We start from the raw sequence: 19,219 nt of genomic DNA on the forward strand, positions 1-19,219 counted from the left end.
CCCCTCACTGTCAGCGGGTGGCTACGGCTTCGGCGTGGCGTGCGGGGTGCAGGTCACGTCCTCGGCGTCCAGCTTCCCGGTGAGCAGGTAGCTGTCCACCCGGGAGTTGATGCAGGGGTTGACGAGGCCCGTCACACCGTGGGAGCCGGCGTTCTTCTCGGTGATCAGACGGGAGCCCTCGAACCGCTTGTGCAGGGAGACGGCACCGTCGTACGGGGTGGCCGCGTCCCGCTCGGACTGCACGATCAGGACGCCCGGCAGACCCTTGTTGGTCTGGACCTCGACCGGCTTCTGCTGCTTGGTCGACCAGTAGGCGCACGGCAGGTTCATCCAGGCGTTGGACCAGGTCAGGAACGGGTAGTCCTTGTTGAGCCGGGTGTTGTCGGCGTTCCACTTGCGCCAGCTGGTGGGCCACTTGGCGTCGGCGCACTCGACGGCGGTGTAGACCGCGTTGCCGTTCTCCGAGGTGATGTTGCCGGCCGTGTCGGTCAGGTCCGGGGCGGCGGCGTCGACGAGGGCCTGGGTGTCCCCGGCGAAGTACTTGCTGAAGGCCGTCGCCACCGGGACCCACGAGGAGTCGTAGTACGGGGCGCCCTGGAAGAAGGAGATCAGCTCGGCCGGGCCGACCAGTCCGCCGATGGGGTGCTTCTTGGCGGTGGCGCGCAGCTCCAGCCACTTGGCCTGGACGGCGGCGCGGGTGGTGCCGAGGTGGAAGGTCGCGTCGTTGGCGGCGACCCAGTCCTGCCAGTCCTTCCAGCGGCCCTCGAAGGCGACGTCCTGGTCGAGGTTGGCCTCGTACCAGATCTTCTCGCGGGAGGGGTTGACCACGCTGTCGACCACCATGCGGCGGACGTGGCCCGGGAAGAGGGTGCCGTAGACGGCGCCGATGTAGGTGCCGTAGGAGACGCCCAGGTAGTTGAGCTTCTTCTCGCCTAGGGCGGCGCGGATGACGTCCAGGTCGCGCACGGTGTTCGGCGTGGTCATGTACGGCAGCATCTCGCCGCTGCGCTCGTAGCAGCCGTCGGCGTACTCCTTGGCGAGCTTGATCTGGGCGAGCTTGTCGGCCTCGTTGTCCGGGACCGGGTCGGCCTTGGGCGCCTTGACGAACTCCTGCGGGTCGACGCAGGAGATGGGCGCGGAGTGGCCGACGCCGCGCGGGTCGAAGCCGACGAAGTCGTAGGCCTTGGCCGCGTTCGCCCAGATCGCGTTCTTGGTGACGACGCGGCGCGGGAAGCGCATGCCGGAGCCGCCGGGGCCGCCCGGGTTGTAGACCAGGGCGCCCTGGCGCTCCTGGGGGGTGCCGGTGTTGCCGATGCGGTCGACGGCGATCTTGATCTGCTTGCCGTGGGGACGCGCGTAGTCGAGCGGCACGCTGACCCAGCCGCACTGGATCGGCTTCTCCAGGCCCCAGTCGGCCGGGCAGTCCTGCCAGTCGATGCCGGCCTCGGCGGCGCGCTCCGCGGCGATCGCCGCACCCCGCTGTTCCCTGTCCTGTCCCGAACGGGCGCCGGCCGCGCTCGCGGTCGGCGCCGCGACCGCGGTGGCCATCAGCGTGGCGGCGACGAGCGCGCCGGCCGAACCGAGCGCTGCGGTCCTGCTGTTCGGTCGTATGTCCCTCAAGTGGGCTTCTCCCCTACCTTGTTATGGCGGTACAGCGATACGGCGGTATGGGGATCCTTGCGGCTGTGAGGTGCCGGGGAAAAGGTGTGATTGACCTTCTTTGCCAATCCGATAACCGGAGAGGAAAGCCCCGCTCAGCGGAGCTGGAGCAGGGCCAGGGCCTCGTCCAGCGCCCGCCGCAGCCGCAGGCCGTCCGGTGCGACGGCGCTCACCAGCGCGGCGGGCCCGGCGAGCGGCACCAGGGCGGCGTGCTCGCCGAGGTTCTGTGGGCCGACAGGATACGTGGCGAACTCCGGCCTCACGACGATCAGTTGACCGACGGCGCGATGTCCGGCGAGGACGGCGGGGCCGTCCCAGCCGCCCGGGGCGCCGGGTCCGCAGGCGAGTTCCTGGTCGAGGACGGCCCGGCCGCCGACCCGGACGACGAGCCGGCTGGTGAGCCGCCCGGGCTCCTCCCCCGCCCGGCCGAGGACCTGCTCCTCGCGCAGGACGAGTCGGGCGCCGGGCGCGAGGTCGGCACGGGTGGTGACGTACAGGTCGCTGCCGCGCGCGGAGATCAACGGCTCCGGCAGCCAGTGCAGTTCGCCCCCTTCGGCGACGTCGAGCCCCACGTCGTAGTGGGCGGCGTCCTTGATCTGGCCGGGCAGGGCGATGGTGGCCGCGGCCGAGCCCACGCTCAGCCGGGCCCCGCTCGCGACCTCGGCCTCGACCGTGAAGCGGTCCCCGCCGAGGGGGCCGCTCATCGCGCCCACGAGCAGGACCCGGGCCTCGTCGGCGGCGCCCCGGGTCCGGCGCAGGGCGAGCGGACCGTCGCTCTCCAGGACGGGCAGGGCGGTTCCGCCGCGTCCGTCGGCCGTCGCCGCGATCCGGGCGAGGGCGCGTACTCCGCCCACCTCACGCCGTCCAGGCGCCGAGCTGTGCCCGTACCCAGGCGGCGACGTCCGCCACCCCGCTCCCGGCGCGGAGCGACTGGAACACCACGGGCAGTTCGGCGCGCTGCGCCTTGGCGTCGGCGGCCATCCGGGCGAGGTCGGAGCCGACATACGGGGCGAGGTCGGTCTTGTTGACGACCAGCAGGTCGGCGGTGGTGACGCCGGGGCCGCCCTTCCTCGGGATGTCGTCGCCGCCCGCGACGTCGATGACGAAGATCTGCGCGTCGACGAGTCCCTTGGAGAAGGTGGCGGTGAGGTTGTCCCCTCCGGACTCGACGAGCACGAGGTCCAGCGGGCCGACGGCGTCCTCCAGGTCCTCCACGGCCTCGAGGTTGGCGGAGATGTCGTCACGGATCGCGGTGTGCGGGCAGGCACCCGTCTCCACGGCCGCGATCCGCTCGGGCGGCAGCACGGCCTCCCGCAGCAGGAACTCCGCGTCCTCGCGGGTGTAGATGTCGTTGGTGACGACGGCGAGGGACAGCTCGTCGCGCAGCGCCCGGCAGAGCGCGGCGACCGTGGCGGTCTTGCCCGATCCGACGGGCCCGCCGAGCCCGATCCTGAGGGCCCGCCGGGCCCCGTCGGGCCGACGGGCGTCGGCGCTCACGGCGGCGGGGCCGGGGTGGGAGTGGTCGAGATGCATGGGCGGCTCCTTGTCTGTGCGGGGGTCCGGGGGCGGCGGCCCCGGACGGGGCGGGCGGGTCTAGGAGGCGAACAGGCGCACCGGCCAGGCCGCGTGTGCCTGCGCGCCGATCTCCAGCAGGGGCGCGGATGCCGCCGGCAGGATGTCGGGGCCTGCGGTCGTCGCGGCGGCTCCCGCCGCCGTCGCCCGGTCGACGACCCGGTCCAGCTCCGGCGCCAGCCGGGCCAGGACCGCCGTCGCCTCGAACGGGTCCAGGCCGAGGAGCCGTACGACGGCCGTCGCCGGACCGCTCACGCTCTCGTACGCAGCGCAGTACGCCGCGTCCTCGGGTCCCAGTCCGGCCGCGCGCGCGGTCAGTCCCAGCACCACCGGCTGGTGGGCTCCCTTGGGGAACTCCGCTGCCAGAGTGTCCAGTTCGGGGCCCGGCCAGGTGGCGCGGGCGGCCCGCATCAGCTGGCGGCCCAGCCTGCGCGCGGCGAGCCGCAGCGCCGGGGACGGGGTGCGGGCGTCCGCCGCCGCGTCCAGTGCGACGGGGTCCGCCCCGGCCGCCGCGGCGGCGGCGAGGGCGGCGGCGACGAGTCCCGTCGTGTGCAGTCGGCCGCGGCAGAAGGCCTCCAGGTCCGCCGCGCCGGTGATCCGGCCCGCCTTGACCGCCTCCTCCGCCCCGCCGGAGTGCGCGTGCCCTCCGGCGGGGAAGCGGCCGTCGGCCAGGACGAGCAGCGCTGCCCTGCCCATCAGAGGCCGCCCATCAGAAGAGGAAGTAGCGCTGGGCCATGGGCAGCTCGGCCGCCGGGGTCGCCTCGACCAGTTCGCCGTCGATGTGCACGGCGAAGCTGTCGGGGTCGACCTGGACGCGCGGCCGGGCGTCGTTCTCCCGCATGTCCGCCTTGGTGACCCCCCGGGTCGACTCGATGGCGACGAACCTCTTGCCGAGCTGGAGCCGCTCCGGCAGCCCGTCCTCGATCGCGAGCGGTGCCACGAAGTTGAAGGAGTTCGAGGCGGGGGCGCGGCCGATCGCCCCGTACATCGGGCGCGGCAGGATCGGCTGCGGGGTCGGGATGGACGCGTTCGCGTCGCCCATCTGGGCGTAGGCGATCTGGCCCCCCTTGAGGACGAGGTGCGGTTTGACGCCGAAGAACGCCGGCTCCCACAGGACCAGGTCGGCGAGCTTGCCCGGCTCGACGGACCCGATCTCCCGGGCCAGCCCCTGCGCGAGCGCCGGGTTGATCGTGTACTTGGCGACATAGCGCCGTACGCGATGGTTGTCGGCGCGGCCGTCGCCGGGCAGGGCGCCCCGGCGGCGCTTCATGACATGCGCCGTCTGCCAGGTCCGCAGGATCACCTCGCCGACCCGGCCCATGGCCTGGGCGTCGGAGGAGATGATCGAGATGGCGCCGAGGTCGTGGAGTATGTCCTCGGCGCCGATGGTGGACGGCCGGATCCGGGACTCGGCGAAGGCGAGGTCCTCGGGGACCGCCGGGTTGAGGTGGTGGCACACCATGAGCATGTCGAGGTGTTCCTCGGCGGTGTTCACCGTGTACGGGCGGGTCGGGTTGGTGGAGCTGGGCAGGACGTGCGGCTCGGAGACCACCGTCATGATGTCGGGGGCGTGTCCGCCGCCCGCGCCCTCGGTGTGGTAGGCGTGGATGCCCCGCCCCGCGATCGCGGCGAGCGTGTCGCCCACGAACCCGGCCTCGTTCAGGGTGTCCGTGTGGATGGCGACCTGGATGCCGGTGCGCTCCGCGACGCTCAGCGAGGCGTCGATGACGGCCGGGGTCGAGCCCCAGTCCTCGTGCAGCTTCAGGCCCAGCGCGCCGCCCCGGATCTGGGAGAGCATCGCCTCCTGCGAGACGGTGTTGCCCTTGCCGAGGAAGCCGATGTTGAGCGGGTACTGCTCCATCGCCTCCAACATGCGGGCGAGGTGCCAGGGCCCCGGGGTCACGGTGGTGGCCTTGGAGCCCTCGGCGGGTCCGGTGCCGCCGCCCACCAGGGTGGTCACGCCGGCCGACAGCGCCTCGTCGGCGATCTGCGGACAGATGAAGTGGACGTGCGCGTCGACCGCGCCGGCCGTGAGGATGCGTCCGTTGCCCGCGATGACCTCGGTCTCCGGGCCGAGCACCAGGTCGGGGTGGACGCCGTCCATCGTGTCGGGGTTGCCCGCCTTGCCGAGGGCGGTGATCCGTCCGTCGCGGATGCCGACGTCGGCCTTGACGATCCCCCAGTGGTCGACGACGACGGCGCCGGTGATGACGGTGTCGGGGGTGCCGTCTGCGCGCGTAGCACGCGACTGGCCCATGGACTCCCGGATGACCTTGCCGCCGCCGAAGACCGCCTCGTCACCGGCGAGCCCGGGGCCGCCGGAGCGGTCCTCCTCGATCTCGATCAGCAGATCGGTGTCGGCGAGGCGGATGCGGTCGCCGGTGGTCGGGCCGAACAGGTCGGCGTAGGCGGCACGCGAGATCTCAGGCATCGAGGGCACCTCCGGTCTCCCCGCGCAGTCCGGGCACCACCCGGGCACCGGCGAGCGGGACGAGTTCCACCTCGACGGGGATGCCGGGTTCGAAGCGCACGGCGGTGCCGGCGGCGACGTTCAGCCGCAGTCCGCGGGCGGCGGCGCGGTCGAAGTCCAGCCCGGGGTTGGCCTCGGCGAAGTGGTAGTGGGATCCGACCTGGACGGGCCGGTCGGCGGCGTTGAGCACGGTGAGCCGGGTGACCTCACGGCCCTCGTTGCAGACGATCGGGTCCTCGGCGAAGAGGATCTCTCCGGGAATCATGGCGGCCTCCCCCGTCAGACGATCGGGTCGTGGACGGTGACGAGCTTGGTGCCGTCGGGGAAGGTGGCCTCCACCTGGACGTCGTGGATCATCTCGGGGATGCCCTCCATGACGTCGTCCCGGGTGAGCAGCTTGCGTCCGGAGGCCATCAGCTCGGCGACGGTACGTCCGTCCCGCGCGCCTTCGAGGATGTGCGCGGTGATGAGGGCGACGGCCTCGGGGTGGTTGAGCCTGAGTCCGCGGGCCCGGCGTTTCTCGGCGACGTCGGCCGCGACATGGATCAGCAGCCTCTCCTGCTCGTGCGGGGTCAGTTGCACGTCCCACCTCACATCCTCGCTCCGGGCCGTGCGGGGCCCGGTTGCCGCAGCCACGAGGAAAAGCCCTGGTGGCGTGGAGGGGCAGGCTAGTTGGGGCGCGTTTCGAGCACGTTAACCCAGCTGTGATCCGCTCAGGGGCCCGGTGTCGGCTCCGGCACACTCATGAGGGCGCGCAGCCCGTCGCCGAGCACCTCCACGGGTGCCGGTCCGAACAGCGACTGCTGGGTGATGAAGCCCATGACGGACGCGATCATGGTGCGGGCCACGTGGTCGGGGTCCACGTCCGCGCGCATCGTCCCGGCGGCCTGGTACGCCTCGACGATCCGCACCCAGGCCGCGCGGACCGTGCCGTAGCCCTCGCTCAGTACGGCGGAGAGCTCGTCGTTGCGCTGGGTCTCCGTCCAGACCTGGACGACGAGCCGGGGGAAGGCCGGCTTTCCGTCGACGGTCAGGGACGCCTTGGCGGCCAGGGTGCGGCCGAGAACCTCGCCGACCAGGACGTCGGGGGACGGCGGGGGGTCGGTCCGGGTCGCCTCCTCGAAGGAGGCGCGGACCTGGCCGAGCACCTCGGAGACGATCGCGGCGATCAGCTCCTCCTTGCCGCTGAAGTAGCGGTAGACCGCCCCGGCCGACAGGTCGACCTCCTTCAGCACGTCCTGCATGGAGGTGGCGTGGAAGCCGTTGCGGGCGAAGCAGACGGCGGCGCCGTCGAGGATCTGCCGGCGGCGGGCGTCGAGGTGGGCCTGGGATACGCGTGCCATGCCGCCAAAGTAAAACGAACATTCCTTCTTGACAAGCGACGAGAGGGGGCGCACGGTGGGACACACGTAAAACGAACGATCCTTCTTTTTAGTCCTGAGGGGAAGCCATGTCCGCCTCCCGGCGTCTGATCGCCGTCGTCCTGCTCGTCCCGACCCTCGCCGCCGTCGCACTGTGGGCCTTCGCCTGGCCCGCCGCCCGCACGGCACCCCGTGACCTGCCCCTCGGCGTGGCGGGCCCGGCCGCCGCGACCGCTCAGGTGGAGAAGGAACTCGCCCGGCACGAGGGCGCGTTCGAGATCCACCACTACCGGGACGAGGCCGCCGCCCGCGACGCCGTCGAGGACCGGACCGTATACGGCGCGGTGGTCGTCACCGCCCGGGGTCCCGAACTGCTGACCGCCTCCGCCGCGAGCCCGGTGGTGGCCCAGCTGCTCACCCAGGCGGTGGCAGGGCCGGCCGCCGCCGAGGGCACCCCGGTGCGGACGGTGGACGTCGCACCGGCCCCGTCGACCGACCCGCGCGGCGCCGCCCTGAGCGCGAGCGTGCTGCCGCTGGCGCTGGCCGGGATCGCCGCGGGCGCGGGGGTGACGCTCCTGGGGCTGCGCGGGGTCCGCGCGGTGCTCGCACTGGTGGGTTCGGCCGCCCTGGTCGGACTGGTCGCGGCAGCCCTGGCGGACAGCTGGCTGGGCGTGCTCGGCGGCGACTGGTGGGCGGAGGCGTCGGTGTTCGGGCTGTCGACGCTCGCCGTGGCCGCCGCGGTGGCCGGCTGCGCGGCCCTGATCGGCCCGGCGGGCATCGGGGCCGTGGCGTTCCCGGTGATGTTCCTCGGCAATCCGTTCTCCGGGGCGGCCTCGGCCCCGCGGATGCTGCCCGAGCCAGCCGGGACGATCGGCCAGTGGCTGCCGCCGGGCGCGGGCACCACCCTGCTGCGCTCGGTGTCGTTCTTCGACGGGGCGGCGGCGACCGGCCCCGCCCTCACCCTGGCGTGGTGGGCCGCCTTCGGTCTCGGCGCGGTCCTGTTGGGTGCCCGGCTGAAGGCACACGGGAGCCCGGCCGGACCGGCCGCCGAGCAGCGGGAGCCCGCACTCGCCGCCTGACCGGCCGGCCCCTCCGCCCCGCCGAAGGCCGCGCACCCCGGGGTGCGCGGCCTTCGGCGTGCCTACGACGGGTTCGGGCCCCGGTGTTCCGCGGCGGCGCCGCCCCGGTGCTCCGCGGCGATCCCGAACCGGTGCCGTTCGCGGGGGGCGGAACCCACCTCGTGCACGGCGGCGACCGAGCTGATCACCTGCTCCCCTGCGGGCCGGTCCAGTTCGTCGAGTCGCTCCAGGTCGGCGGCGGAGACGAGGGCGACCAGGGGCTTGCCGTGCCGCGTCACGACGACGCGCTCGCCGCCGTACACCACCCGGTTGATCAGATCGGCGAGTTCAGCCCTGGCTTGCGTCACCGGAATCTCGTAGGCCATGACCCCATTCTAACGTCACGTACGTCCTGTACATTTCTTACAGATGCGCCAGACGCCGAGGAGGGGTTCCCGATGACCCGACCGTCCGCCCGTTACGTCCTGCCCGAGTTCACGGAACGCAGCGGCCAGGGGCACCGCACGATGGATCCGTACGCGAAGCTGCTGGAGGAGCGGATCGTCCTCCTCGGCACCCCGATCGACGACATCGCGGCGAACGACGTGATGGCCCAGCTCATGTACCTGGAGCACAAGGACCCGGACCGGGACATCGCGCTGTACATCAACTCCCCCGGCGGCTCGTTCAGCGCGATGACCGCGATCTACGACACCGTCCGGTACATCACCTGTGACGTGTCGACGACCTGCCTGGGCCAGGCCGGCTCCTCGGCGGCGGTGCTGCTGGCGGCGGGCGCACCGGGCAAGCGGTTCGCGCTGCCGGGCGCCAAGGTGGTGATCCGGCAGCCCGCGCTGCCCGAGCCCGTCGAGGGCCGGGCCGACGACCTGGCGATCCAGGCGCGGGAGCTCGCGCGCACCCGGGACCTGCTGGAGGAGATGCTCGTACGGCACACCGGACGCCGACCCGAACAGGTGACCGAGGACATCGAGCGGGACCTGATCCTGACCGCACCTCAGGCGCAGGCGTACGGGCTGGTGGACGGGGTCGTCCCCAGCCGGCGCGACGCCGTCGGGGCGAGGTGAGCCGGGATGGTTCCCGACCTGCCGCCCCTGCCGGCGCTCACCCGCGCCGAGGGTGAGCTGATCGACCGTTATCTGGACGTGGTGGATCTGCTCGGGCGGATCAATCCCGCGCACGACGGGGACACCTACCGGGGCCTGCGGGCCGCCCAGGCGCTGGTGGCGCGGGCGGCGGAGCTGCGCGACGCGCTGACGCTGATGCACCAGCGGGGCGAGAGCGAGCTGCACGCGCCGACGCTCGCGCGGGCGCTGCGCGTCCTGGACGGGGAGCGCCGTACCGCGCGCGTCACGCTTCCCCCGCTCTCCGACGGTTGACGCACGCCCGTCCGGCCTCGAGCGTCGCCGTGGTGACCGCGACGTCCGGGCCGGACGTGAAACGGACCAGTCGGGTTACCCCTGTTCGGCGTAGCGGCGGCTCCTCTTGCGGACGAGCGCACTGCACCGAAGGCGCCGTTTCACGAGGCACCGCAAGGGGTAGCGGCGCAGGTCGGGAGGCCTTTCGCGGTCTTGACACCTGATAACCCATCAGGGTGTTCACCCGAACAGGTGAATGGTGAGTAACCCCACAAATAGCCGCTTCCATTGGGTATTTCGGTCAACGGTGAGTCAAGATCCGTGTCTGACGACAAGTCCCCGCCACAAGCGGCGGGGCGGTCCGGGCGGACGCCGAGTCCTGCCGCTGCCCGGATTGACCCGTCGACAGGAGTGCATCGGCAGGAGTGGAGGACCCAAGCACGACGGGTAGCCGGAACGGTCACGCCATGACCGCGCCGAGCCGCTCTTGGGGTGAAGCCGCGTGAGCGGCCGGGCACCTTTGTCAGCCCGAATCCGACAGGTCATCCTTCACAGGCGGTTGACGAAGGGTTGCGCATGACTGCGCTCAATCGTGTCCCGTCGCTCATGGCCCGGGCCGGTACGGCCTCGGCGTTCGCCATCGCCGCCGTGGGCGGCTCGATCGTGATCCCCGGGGTGGCCGCCGACGCGGCGGCCGCCACGCCGGCGGCGAAGGCGCTTCAGGTCGCGGCGTCCAAGAAGGGTGCACCGTACAAGTACGGGGCGGCCGGACCCAGGAGGTTCGACTGCTCAGGTCTCACGATGTACTCGTTCAAGAAGGCGGGCAAGACCCTGCCGCGCACGGCTGCGCAGCAGTACAACAAGACGCGCCACATCTCGGCCTCCAGCCGCAAGGCCGGAGACCTGGTGTTCTTCCACTCGGGGTCGAACGTGTACCACGTCGGGATCTACGCCGGGCACGGCAAGATCTGGCACTCGCCGAAGACCGGCAGCTGGGTCAAGCTGGAGAAGATCTGGACCAAGAGCGTCTGGTACGGCCGGGTCCGCTAGGGCCTGTCCGAGTACCGCTTCCCGGGGTGGCGTCGGCTCCCCTGACGCGCCTTCACCGCCCCGGGAGCTCGCCCGGCAGCACCACCGCCGCGGCGCCCGCCACCGGCTCCGCCGTCGGGACGGTCCACGGCAGCTCGACCGTGATCGTCTTGCCGCCCTCCCGGGTGGGGCGCACCCTGAGCCTGCCGCCCCGTTCGGCGGTCAGCCAGCGAATGATCACCATGCCTCGGCCGTTGTCCTGCTGGACGGCGGCCGGCAGTCGTCTGGGGAAACGCGGGTGGCTGTCGGTGACGCCGATGCACAGTCGCTCGTCGCGGACGAGCACCAGGTCCACCGTGAAGGTGGGGGACTGGCCGAAGGTGTGCTGCACCGCGTTGGTGGCGAGTTCGGAGACGATCAGCCGGATGGCGTCGGCCGCCTCCGTGTCCGCCGGCAGTCCCCATGCGTCGAGCGTGCCGGCCACGAAGCCGCGGGCCGTGGAGACCGAGGCGGCTTCGCTCGGCAGAGTGACGGATGCTTCCAGATGGTCTGCCATGGCGACCTCGTCCCTTTCCCAGGGGACCGGAGTCCGACACGCTGCGGATGGTTCGATTACGGTCCCGGACTGGTGCTACTTCGCCAGACTGCCATCAGCACGCCCGTCACGGGTGGCGATCCACCAAGATATGCATATATCTGTCGCCCGATGCGGTGAACTCTGCCACGGCAGAGCGTTTTCGGGCGGCCCATGAGGAGTAAGGAGGACCCATGCAACACGGTCCCGCGGTGCGCCGCCGGAAGCTGGGCGCCGAACTGCGCAGTCTGCGCGCCCGGGCGGGGCTCACGAGCGGCGAGACGGCCCGGCTCGTCGGCTGGCACCAGTCGAAGGTGAGCCGGATCGAGACCGGCACCAGCGGTACGAAACCGGCCGATGTGCGGTTACTTCTCGACGTCTACGGCGTGACCGATCCGCAGTTGCGGGAGCTGATGACGGCGTTGGCCGGGTCGGAGGAGAGCGGCGGCCGTGACCACTGGTGGCACGCCTACCGCGGGGTGCTGCCGGCCGCCTACCGGGACTTCATCAGCCTGGAGTCGCAGGCCGGCGCGATGCGCACGCTGGAGACGACGGTGGTCCCCGGACTGCTCCAGACGGCCGAGTACGCCCGCGCGGTGACCCGGGCGGCGGTGGAGGGCGCCGACGAGGACCAGCTGGACACGCTGGTGGAGGTACGGCTGGCCCGCCAGGACGTGCTGCGCAGACAATCCCCGCTCCGGCTGAGCGCGGTGCTGGACGAGGCGGTGCTGCGGCGGGAGGTGGGCGGCCCGGAGGTGATGAAGCACCAGCTCGTCCGGCTGATGGAGGCGGCGCGACTTCCCCAAGTGCGTTTGCAGGTACTGCCGTTCGCGGCCGGTGCCCATATCGGGGTCACCGGGCCTTTCGTTATCCTTTCCTTTTCGAGCGCCCCCGATCTGGATGTGGTCGTTCTCGACCACTTGACGAGTAGCCTCTACCTCGAACGGAAAGAAGACCTCGAGGCCTACACCGAGGCCTTCAACGCCCTTCGGGCACATGCCCTTTCGCCCGGGGAATCACTGGAATACATCGCCGCGACAGCTGACGGCGCGTAGGGAGGCACCATGACTGCTCTGCCTCGGAACGTACCTCGGACGGTACCCAGCAGCACCGACCCCCACGCTCTCCCCCAGGTGCGGTGGCTGCGCAGCAGCTACAGCACGGGGGCGAACAACTGCGTGGAGACGGCCCGGCCGGCCCGCGGGCCCTTCGCCGGGCTGCTCGCCGTACGCGATTCCAAGGATCCGGAGGGTCCCGCCCTGCTCTTCTCCCCCGAGAGCTGGACGGGTTTCACCGCCGCGCTCCACTGATCACCGTCATCCGTCAGCAGGGGTGCCCCACGGCCGTGTCACGCCGACTCATGGTCGTGTCTCCCCGATGACCCGTACAGCGCGATCCAGCTCGGCCCCGGAGAGGTCGGCGCGGGCGGTCAGCCTCAGACGTGAGACGCCGTCGGGCACGGAGGGAGGGCGGAAGCAGCCCACGGCGAGGCCCGCCGACCGGCAGTCCGCCGCCCACCGCACGGCCTCCTCCGGGGAGGGCGCACGCACGGAGACGACCGCGGCGTCCGGACGCACCGCTTCCAGGCCCGCGGCCGTCAGCCGCCCGTGCAGTTCCGCAGCCACCGCACGCGCGCGCGGCGCCCGCTCGGGCTCCCGGCGCAGCAGCCGGAGCGCCGCGAGGGCGGCGCCCGCCGCCGCGGGGGCGAGGCCCGTGTCGAAGATGAAGGTGCGGGCCGAGTTGACCAGGTGGTCGATCACCCGCGCGGGCCCCAGCACGGCCCCGCCCTGGCTGCCGAGGGACTTCGACAGCGTCACCGTGACGACCACGTCCTCGGCGCCGGCCAGCCCGACCGCGTCCGGGGCGCCCCGCCCGCCGTTGCCGAGCACGCCGAGGCCGTGCGCGTCGTCCACCACCAGCCCGGCGCCGTGCTCCCGGCAGACGGCCGCGAGTCCGGCCAGCGGGGCCGCGTCGCCGTCGACCGAGAAGACCGTGTCGGAGACGGCCACCGCCGGGCCGTCGTGGGTGCCGAGCGCCTTGTGGACGGCGTCGGGGTCCGCGTGCGCCACCACCTGGGTGGTGCCCCGGGCCAGCCGGCAGCCGTCGATCAGCGAGGCGTGGTTGCCCGCGTCGGAGACGATCAGCGAGCCGTGCGGGGCCAGCGCGGTCACCGCGGCGAGGTTCGCGGCGTACCCGGAGGAGAAGACGAGCGCCGCCTCGAAGCCGCAGAACTCCGCCAGCTCCCGCTCCAGCTCGGTGTGCAGCTCGGTGGTACCGGTGACCAGCCGGGAGCCGGTCGATCCGCCGCCCCAGGTGCGCGCGGCCGCCGCGGCGCCCTCGGTGACCTCCGGGTGCCGGGACAGGCCCAGGTAGTCGTTGCTCGCGAGATCGAGCAGCGGCGAGTCGGCCGGACGGGGCCGCAACGTCCGGACCAGTCCGGCCCGGCGGCGCGCCCGCGCCTGTTCGTCGATCCAGCCGAACGCCATGGCTCCTCCGGGGCTTTTGTAGGTAGCGGACAGACCCTAGCGTCACGGACCGCTACCCACGGTGTGGCAATACCCACACGTCGATCCGGGTGTGTTGTGCGATCCCTACCTTGGCCCGGAGCGGTCCCGTAGGACAGGATCGGCTCTCATGGACCTGCTGAACACGCTGGTGGACAAGGGGCTTCGGCGCGAGCTGCCGACCCGCGAGGAGGCGCTGGCCGTCCTCGCCACTTCCGACGACGACGTGCTGGACGTGGTGGCCGCGGCCGGGAAGGTGCGCCGGCACTGGTTCGGCCGGCGGGTGAAACTCAACTACCTGGTCAACCTCAAGTCGGGCCTGTGCCCCGAGGACTGCTCGTACTGCTCCCAGCGCCTCGGCTCCCGGACCGGCATCCTGAAGTACACCTGGCTCAAGCCCGACGAGGCCTCCAAGGCCGCCGCGGCCGGGCTCGCGGGCGGGGCCAAGCGGGTCTGCCTGGTGGCGTCCGGGCGCGGTCCGACCGACCGTGACGTGGACCGGGTCTCCGAGACCATCAAGGCGATCAAGGACCAGAACGAGGGCGTCGAGGTGTGCGCCTGTCTGGGGCTGCTCTCCGACGGCCAGGCCGAGCGGCTGCGCGAGGCGGGCGCGGACGCCTACAACCACAACCTCAACACCTCCGAGGCAACGTACGGGGACATCACCACCACCCACACGTACGCCGACCGGGTGGACACCGTCTCCAAGGCGCACGCGGCGGGTCTGTCCGCCTGCTCCGGGCTGATCGCCGGCATGGGCGAGAGCGACGAGGACCTGGTCGACGTGGTCTTCTCGCTGCGCGCGCTGGACCCGGACTCGGTGCCGGTCAACTTCCTCATTCCGGTCGAGGGCACCCCGCTGGCCAAGGAGTGGAACCTCACCCCGCAGCGCTGTCTGCGGATCCTGGCGATGGTCCGGTTCGTCTGCCCGGACGTCGAGGTGCGGATCGCGGGCGGCCGCGAGGTCCATCTGCGCACCCAGCAGCCGCTCGCGCTGCACCTGGCGAACTCGATCTTCCTCGGCGACTACCTCACCACCGAGGGCCAGGCCGGCAAGGCCGACCTGGAGATGATCGCGGACGCCGGCTTCGAGGTGGAGGGCGCGGGCGAGGTCACCCTGCCCGAGCACCGGGCGGCGGCCGGCGGCGGCTGCGGCTCGCACGCGGAGGCCGGCTGCGGTTCCTCCGCTGAGGCGGGCTGCGGTTCCGGCTGCGGCTCGCACGAGGGCGGCTCGGTGTGCGGTACGGCCGCTGCCGCCGTCCCGGCCGCCGAGCCCCGTACGGACCTGGTCACCGTGCGCCGCCGGGGCGCCGGTACCGACCTCGCGCCCAATGCCTGAGCTGCCCGCACTGCCCGTCGCCGAGCTGCTGGACCTGGACCGGCGGCACGTCTGGCACCCGTACGGTCCGATGCCCGGCCGGGTGGACCCGCTCGTCGTGGAGTCGGCGAGCGGGGTGCGGCTGCGCCTCGCGGACGGCTCGGGCGAGCTGGTCGACGGCATGTCGTCGTGGTGGTCGGCGATCCACGGCTACAACCACCCGGTGCTCAACGAGGCGGCGCGCGAGCAGCTCGGCCGGATGAGCCACGTCATGTTCGGCGGGCTCACCCACGAGCCCGCCGTCCGGCTGGCGAAGCTCCTGGTCGACATGTCTCCCGACGGCCTCGAACACGTCTTCCTCGCCGACTCCGGTTCGGTGTCGGTCGAGGTCGCGGTGAAGATGTGCCTGCAGTACTGGCGTTCACTCGGCCGCCCCGCCAAGCGGCGCCTGCTGACCTGGCGCGGCGGCTACCACGGTGACACCTGGCAGCCGATGTCGGTGTGCGACCCCGAGGGCGGGATGCACGAGCTGTGGACCGGGGTGCTGCCCCGCCAGGTCTTCGTGGACGCGCCGCCCGTGGAGTACGAGGAGGCGTACGCCGATCAGCTGCGCGCCGCGATCGAGGAACACGCGGACGAACTGGCCGCGGTGATCGTCGAGCCGGTGGTGCAGGGCGCGGGCGGCATGCGCTTCCACTCCCCCGCGTATCTGCGGGTGCTGCGGGAGGCGTGCGACGCGCACGACGTGCTGCTGGTGTTCGACGAGATCGCGACCGGGTTCGGGCGCACGGGGGCGCTGTTCGCGGCGGACCACGCGGCGGTGACCCCGGACGTGATGTGCGTGGGCAAGGCGCTGACCGGCGGTTACCTGACCCTGGCGGCGACGCTGTGCACCTCCCGGGTGGCCGACGGGATCTCCCGGGGCGAGGTGCCGGTGCTGGCCCACGGCCCGACGTTCATGGGCAATCCGCTCGCCGCGTCCGTCGCCTGTGCCTCGATCGGGCTGCTCCTCGGGCAGGACTGGCTCGCGGAGGTCAAGCGGATCGAGTCGGGCCTCGGGGACGGGCTGGCGGAGGCCGCCGGGCTGCCCGGGGTGCGGGACGTCCGCGTCCTCGGCGCCATCGGGGTCGTTCAGCTGGACCACCCGGTGGACATGAGGGCCGCCACCGCGGCGGCCGTGCGGGAGGGTGTCTGGCTGCGGCCGTTCCGCGACCTGGTCTACACGATGCCGCCGTACGTCACCGGCGACGCGGACCTGGCACGGATCGCGCGCGCGGTGTGCGCCGCCGCGCGGGAGGGATGAACATGCCGATCCTGGTGATCACGGGGACGGGCACGGAGGTCGGCAAGACCGTCACGACGGCGGCCGTCGCCGCCTCCGCGCTCGCGGCGGGCCGCACGGTGGCCGTCCTCAAGGCCGCGCAGACGGGTGTACGCCCGGGCGAGCGCGGCGACGCCGACGAGGTCGCCCGGCTCGCGGGACCGGTCACGACGGCCGAGTGCGCCCGCTATCCCGAGCCGCTCGCCCCGGCGACGGCGGCCCGGCGGGCGGGACGGCCCCCGGTGCGGCCGTACGACGTGGTGGAGGCAGCGCAGAAGCTGGCCGCGGAGCACGATCTGGTGCTGGTCGAGGGGGCGGGCGGGCTGCTCGTCCGCTTCGACGAGGCGGGCGGCACCCTGGCCGACGTGGCCGAGGCGCTGCGGGCCCCGGTCCTGGTGGTGGCCTCCGCGGGCCTGGGCACCCTGAACACGACGGAACTGACGGCCCGTGAACTGCGCGCTCGGGGCGTGGAACTCCTGGGCGTGGTGATCGGCGGCTGGCCCGACGCCCCGGACCTGGCGATGCGCTGCAACGTCACGGACCTGCCGGACGTGGCCGGGGCACCGCTGCTGGGTGCTCTGCCGATGGGCGTGGGCACCCTGTCACCGGCCGACTTCCGCACGGCGGCCCCGGGCTGGCTGGCGGCACGTCTGGACGGGACATGGGAGGCATCAGCTTTCCGAGAAGGGGCACTGGCGGCGGCCCGATAGGGGCGCGGGGCTGTATCACCGTGCGGCTCCGCCGCGTGGGCGCGACCAGCCCCCACCCACCCGCACACTCATTCGACCTCCGACAGCAACCGCACCAACTCGATCCGGGACCGAATCCCCAGCCGCGTGAAGACCCCCCGCAGATGGTGATCAATGGTCCGGGGACTGAGCGCGAGCCGCCCGGCGATCTCCCGGTTCGTGGCACCCTCCGCAGCCATCCGCGCCACCATGAGCTGCTGGGCGGTCAGCCGGACGGTCGGCGGCTCGGCACCCCGCGCCGGGCCGGCCGGCGCCCCGAGGGCACGCAACTCCGCACGCGCGGCCTCCGCACAGTGCGGCGCGCCGAAGGAGTCGAAGGCCTCGCGGGCGCTGTGCAGCCGGTCCCGGGCCTCCGCGCGGCGCCGCAGCCGGCGCAGGGCGCTGCCGAAGAGCAGTTCCGTGCGGGCGCGTTCGAAGGCGCGGGTGCCCTCGGCGTGCAGTTCGAGGGCCACGCGGTAGTGGTCGAGGGCTTCCGCGCCGGGGGTGAGCAGGGCCCGGCAGCGGGCGCTGAGCGCGAGGTCGTCGGGGCTGCGGACGGCGCGGGCCCAGCGGTCGTAGTCGGCGTGGGCCGCGCGGGCGATCCGGGTGTCGCCCACGCGGGCGGCGGCCTCGACGTAGTGCGGGGTGGCCAGATGGCGGACGGCCCGGTGGCCGTGGCCCGGGCCCGACGCGGCGAGGGCGCGCAGCCGGGCGGCGGCGGCGCCGTAGCGTCCGCAGCCGAGGTCGAGGAAGGCGAGCGCCCACTGGGCGAGGGCGGCCGGCAGACCCAGGCCGTGGGCGAGGGCGTAGGAGCGGGCCGCGGCGGCTCGCTCACGGCACAGGTCGGCGTCGCCGGTGAGGGCGGCGAACATCGCGAGGGCGGCCTGGAGATGACAGGCCCCGTTGTCCTGTCCGGTGGCGTACGACTGCCGCAGGGCGTCCAGCGCGGCGGCCTCGGCGGCGCGCGGGCGGCCCGTCCAGAAGTCTGCGTAGGCGCGGAACTCCATCGCCTGGGAGACGAGCGCGGTCAGGCCCCGGGCGCGGGCGGCGGCGGCCGCGCGGACGGTGGCGGTGGCGGCGCGGGTGTGGTCGCCGAGCAGGAGGGCGGCGATGCCTGCGTGCAGGAGCCGACTGGGGTCGCCGCCCGGTCCGCACCGCCCGGCGGTCGCCTCCAGCAGGTCGCGGGCGTCCTCGTACCGTCCGTCGGCCGCTGCGGCGAGGGCCGGGAGCACGCCGGGCGGCCGGACGCCGAGCCGTCGCGCGGTGACCACGGCTTCCGTACATCGGCGCAGGTCACCGGTGTAGATGGCGGCCTCGGTGGCGCGGGCGAGGAGCGGGACGGGTGCGGTGCCCAGGGTGGCCCCGGCGATCAGGGCGTCGAACGCCTCCCCCGCCTGGCCGGTGCGCAGCGCGAGGACGCCGGTGAGGGCGTCGGCGTGGGTGCGGGCGGCGAGGGTGCGGGCGCGGTCGGCGTCCCCGGCGTGCCAGGCGTCGGCCGCCGCGCGGGCGAGGAGACGGGACTGGGCGCGGGGGTCGGTGCCGAGCGCGGCGGCGCGTTCGGTGAGGGCGGCGGCGAGAGCGGGGTCGGCGGCCCGGCGGGCCCGGTCGGCGGCGGCCGTCAGCTCCGCCGCCAGCCGTCCGCTGGGGCCCAGCGCGGCGGCGCCCCGGTGCCAGGAGCGGCGGGGCAGTTCGGTGTCGTCGTGCAGGACGCGGGCGAGCAGCCGGTGGGCGTCGCGACGGTCGCCGGGGGTGGCCGTCTCATAGGCGGCGATCCGCGTCCAGGCGTCGCGGAAGCCGACCCCGCCCGCCGTGGCGTAGGCGATGCCGGCGCTCTCGGCGGCCTCCAGCGGGCGGGTGTCGAGGCGGGCGGCGGCCACGGCACGCAGGAAGGCGTGGGTGGCGACCGGGTACTGGTCGGCGGCGGCCAGGAGGAGCAGCAGCCGGGTGTCCTCGGGCAGGGCGCGGATCTCCCGGCGGTAGCCGTGCAGCAGCCCGGGGGCGAGGTCGGCGGGGTCGGTGGGCAGGGGGTCGAGGCCGGCCGCCTGGCGGTCGGTGAGCCGCGCGGCGAGTTCGGCGGCGGCGCGCGGATCGCCGTACACCAGACGCAGCACGCGCTCCCGGACCCCGTCGGGGAGGGATGTGACGGGGCGCGGCCGCGGCGCCGGGGCGGGGGGCGGCGGTGGCGAAGTGCCGTCGAGACGTGGGGGGTTTACAGGAGTCACCACGCAATTGACGTTACTGGCGGGTTA

At 73.3% G+C, this 19,219-nt stretch carries 21 protein-coding genes and 1 riboswitch; of the genes, 9 read left to right on the top strand and 12 right to left on the bottom strand.

The features are described from left to right. Window positions 1-21: 21 nt before the first annotated feature. The 8 genes from AQJ58_RS30640 to AQJ58_RS30675 all read right to left on the bottom strand — a co-directional run bounded on the left by AQJ58_RS30640 (window position 22) and on the right by AQJ58_RS30675 (window position 7,044). The gene (locus AQJ58_RS30640; RefSeq protein ID WP_067256008.1) at window positions 22-1,620 is read right to left on the bottom strand and encodes an alpha/beta hydrolase; all 1,599 of its coding nucleotides are present in this window, start codon (window positions 1,618-1,620) and stop codon (window positions 22-24) included. A gap of 134 nt (window positions 1,621-1,754) precedes the next feature. Then, a complete protein-coding gene (locus tag AQJ58_RS30645; protein WP_067256009.1) occupies window positions 1,755-2,513 on the bottom strand; it encodes an urease accessory protein UreD in 759 nt (252 codons plus the stop codon). 1 nt (window position 2,514) lies between these two features. Further along, entirely contained in the window at window positions 2,515-3,192 is a 678-nt protein-coding gene (gene ureG, locus AQJ58_RS30650) for an urease accessory protein UreG (protein WP_067256011.1), read from the bottom strand. A gap of 60 nt (window positions 3,193-3,252) precedes the next feature. Beyond that, complete coding sequence (locus AQJ58_RS30655; RefSeq protein WP_067256013.1) at window positions 3,253-3,927, bottom strand: urease accessory protein UreF; 675 nt, start codon at window positions 3,925-3,927, stop codon at window positions 3,253-3,255. Between the two features lie 13 nt (window positions 3,928-3,940). Then, window positions 3,941-5,662 carry an urease subunit alpha gene (locus AQJ58_RS30660; RefSeq protein WP_067256015.1) on the bottom strand — a complete coding sequence of 574 codons (1,722 nt, stop codon included), beginning with the start codon at window positions 5,660-5,662 and terminating at the stop codon, window positions 3,941-3,943. Further along, window positions 5,655-5,966, bottom strand: coding sequence for an urease subunit beta (locus AQJ58_RS30665; RefSeq protein ID WP_067256017.1), 312 nt, complete (start codon window positions 5,964-5,966; stop codon window positions 5,655-5,657). The genes AQJ58_RS30660 and AQJ58_RS30665 overlap by 8 nt, the downstream gene beginning before the upstream one ends. Before the next feature lie 14 nt (window positions 5,967-5,980). Continuing rightward, window positions 5,981-6,283, bottom strand: coding sequence for an urease subunit gamma (locus AQJ58_RS30670; RefSeq protein WP_067256018.1), 303 nt, complete (start codon window positions 6,281-6,283; stop codon window positions 5,981-5,983). A gap of 131 nt (window positions 6,284-6,414) precedes the next feature. Next, on the bottom strand, window positions 6,415-7,044 hold the full coding sequence (locus tag AQJ58_RS30675) for a TetR/AcrR family transcriptional regulator (RefSeq protein ID WP_067256020.1): 630 nt from the start codon (window positions 7,042-7,044) through the stop codon (window positions 6,415-6,417). Window positions 7,045-7,151: 107 nt separating this feature from the next. Between AQJ58_RS30675 and AQJ58_RS30680 the strand changes: the two genes are divergently transcribed. After that, window positions 7,152-8,141 carry a hypothetical protein gene (locus AQJ58_RS30680; protein WP_067256022.1) on the top strand — a complete coding sequence of 330 codons (990 nt, stop codon included), beginning with the start codon at window positions 7,152-7,154 and terminating at the stop codon, window positions 8,139-8,141. Between the two features lie 62 nt (window positions 8,142-8,203). Here AQJ58_RS30680 and AQJ58_RS30685 read toward each other — a convergent pair whose 3' ends face one another. Further along, window positions 8,204-8,506 carry a type II toxin-antitoxin system Phd/YefM family antitoxin gene (locus AQJ58_RS30685; protein ID WP_067256023.1) on the bottom strand — a complete coding sequence of 101 codons (303 nt, stop codon included), beginning with the start codon at window positions 8,504-8,506 and terminating at the stop codon, window positions 8,204-8,206. Window positions 8,507-8,578: 72 nt separating this feature from the next. Here AQJ58_RS30685 and AQJ58_RS30690 point away from each other — a divergent pair, with 72 nt between their 5' ends. The 3 genes from AQJ58_RS30690 to AQJ58_RS30700 all read left to right on the top strand — a co-directional run bounded on the left by AQJ58_RS30690 (window position 8,579) and on the right by AQJ58_RS30700 (window position 10,546). After that, window positions 8,579-9,205: an ATP-dependent Clp protease proteolytic subunit gene (locus AQJ58_RS30690; protein ID WP_067256025.1), complete on the top strand. Its 627-nt coding sequence runs from the start codon at window positions 8,579-8,581 to the stop codon at window positions 9,203-9,205. A 6-nt stretch (window positions 9,206-9,211) separates the two neighbouring features. Beyond that, window positions 9,212-9,517, top strand: a complete 306-nt coding sequence (locus AQJ58_RS30695) for a hypothetical protein (RefSeq protein ID WP_067256027.1) — start codon at window positions 9,212-9,214, stop codon at window positions 9,515-9,517. A 349-nt stretch (window positions 9,518-9,866) separates the two neighbouring features. Continuing rightward, window positions 9,867-10,069: riboswitch (cyclic di-AMP (ydaO/yuaA leader) on the top strand. 3 nt (window positions 10,070-10,072) lie between these two features. Then, window positions 10,073-10,546 (top strand): C40 family peptidase, encoded by a 474-nt coding sequence (locus AQJ58_RS30700; protein WP_067256029.1) that lies wholly within the window; start codon window positions 10,073-10,075, stop codon window positions 10,544-10,546. 52 nt (window positions 10,547-10,598) lie between these two features. Here AQJ58_RS30700 and AQJ58_RS30705 read toward each other — a convergent pair whose 3' ends face one another. Continuing rightward, window positions 10,599-11,081 carry an ATP-binding protein gene (locus AQJ58_RS30705; RefSeq protein ID WP_067256030.1) on the bottom strand — a complete coding sequence of 161 codons (483 nt, stop codon included), beginning with the start codon at window positions 11,079-11,081 and terminating at the stop codon, window positions 10,599-10,601. 212 nt (window positions 11,082-11,293) lie between these two features. Between AQJ58_RS30705 and AQJ58_RS30710 the strand changes: the two genes are divergently transcribed. Continuing rightward, entirely contained in the window at window positions 11,294-12,154 is an 861-nt protein-coding gene (locus AQJ58_RS30710) for a helix-turn-helix domain-containing protein (RefSeq protein WP_067256032.1), read from the top strand. A 9-nt stretch (window positions 12,155-12,163) separates the two neighbouring features. Continuing rightward, complete coding sequence (locus AQJ58_RS30715; RefSeq protein ID WP_067256034.1) at window positions 12,164-12,409, top strand: DUF397 domain-containing protein; 246 nt, start codon at window positions 12,164-12,166, stop codon at window positions 12,407-12,409. Between the two features lie 48 nt (window positions 12,410-12,457). Here the strand turns inward: AQJ58_RS30715 and AQJ58_RS30720 are convergent, their stop codons facing one another. Continuing rightward, window positions 12,458-13,585, bottom strand: coding sequence for an 8-amino-7-oxononanoate synthase (locus AQJ58_RS30720; RefSeq protein WP_067256035.1), 1,128 nt, complete (start codon window positions 13,583-13,585; stop codon window positions 12,458-12,460). Window positions 13,586-13,733: 148 nt separating this feature from the next. Here AQJ58_RS30720 and bioB point away from each other — a divergent pair, with 148 nt between their 5' ends. The 3 genes from bioB to bioD are packed head-to-tail and all read left to right on the top strand — an operon-like array spanning window position 13,734 to window position 16,952. Continuing rightward, window positions 13,734-14,942 carry a biotin synthase BioB gene (gene bioB, locus AQJ58_RS30725; RefSeq protein WP_067256037.1) on the top strand — a complete coding sequence of 403 codons (1,209 nt, stop codon included), beginning with the start codon at window positions 13,734-13,736 and terminating at the stop codon, window positions 14,940-14,942. Then, window positions 14,935-16,224 carry an adenosylmethionine--8-amino-7-oxononanoate transaminase gene (locus AQJ58_RS30730; RefSeq protein ID WP_067256039.1) on the top strand — a complete coding sequence of 430 codons (1,290 nt, stop codon included), beginning with the start codon at window positions 14,935-14,937 and terminating at the stop codon, window positions 16,222-16,224. Before bioB ends, AQJ58_RS30730 begins: the two co-directional genes overlap by 8 nt. Before the next feature lie 2 nt (window positions 16,225-16,226). Beyond that, window positions 16,227-16,952: a dethiobiotin synthase gene (gene bioD, locus AQJ58_RS30735; protein WP_067256040.1), complete on the top strand. Its 726-nt coding sequence runs from the start codon at window positions 16,227-16,229 to the stop codon at window positions 16,950-16,952. Window positions 16,953-17,020: 68 nt separating this feature from the next. Here the strand turns inward: bioD and AQJ58_RS30740 are convergent, their stop codons facing one another. Next, window positions 17,021-19,195: a helix-turn-helix transcriptional regulator gene (locus AQJ58_RS30740; RefSeq protein WP_079079339.1), complete on the bottom strand. Its 2,175-nt coding sequence runs from the start codon at window positions 19,193-19,195 to the stop codon at window positions 17,021-17,023. Between the last annotated feature and the right edge of the window lie 24 nt (window positions 19,196-19,219).

Source organism: Streptomyces sp. DSM 15324, from assembly GCF_001514285.1.
GTDB lineage: Bacteria > Actinomycetota > Actinomycetes > Streptomycetales > Streptomycetaceae > Streptomyces.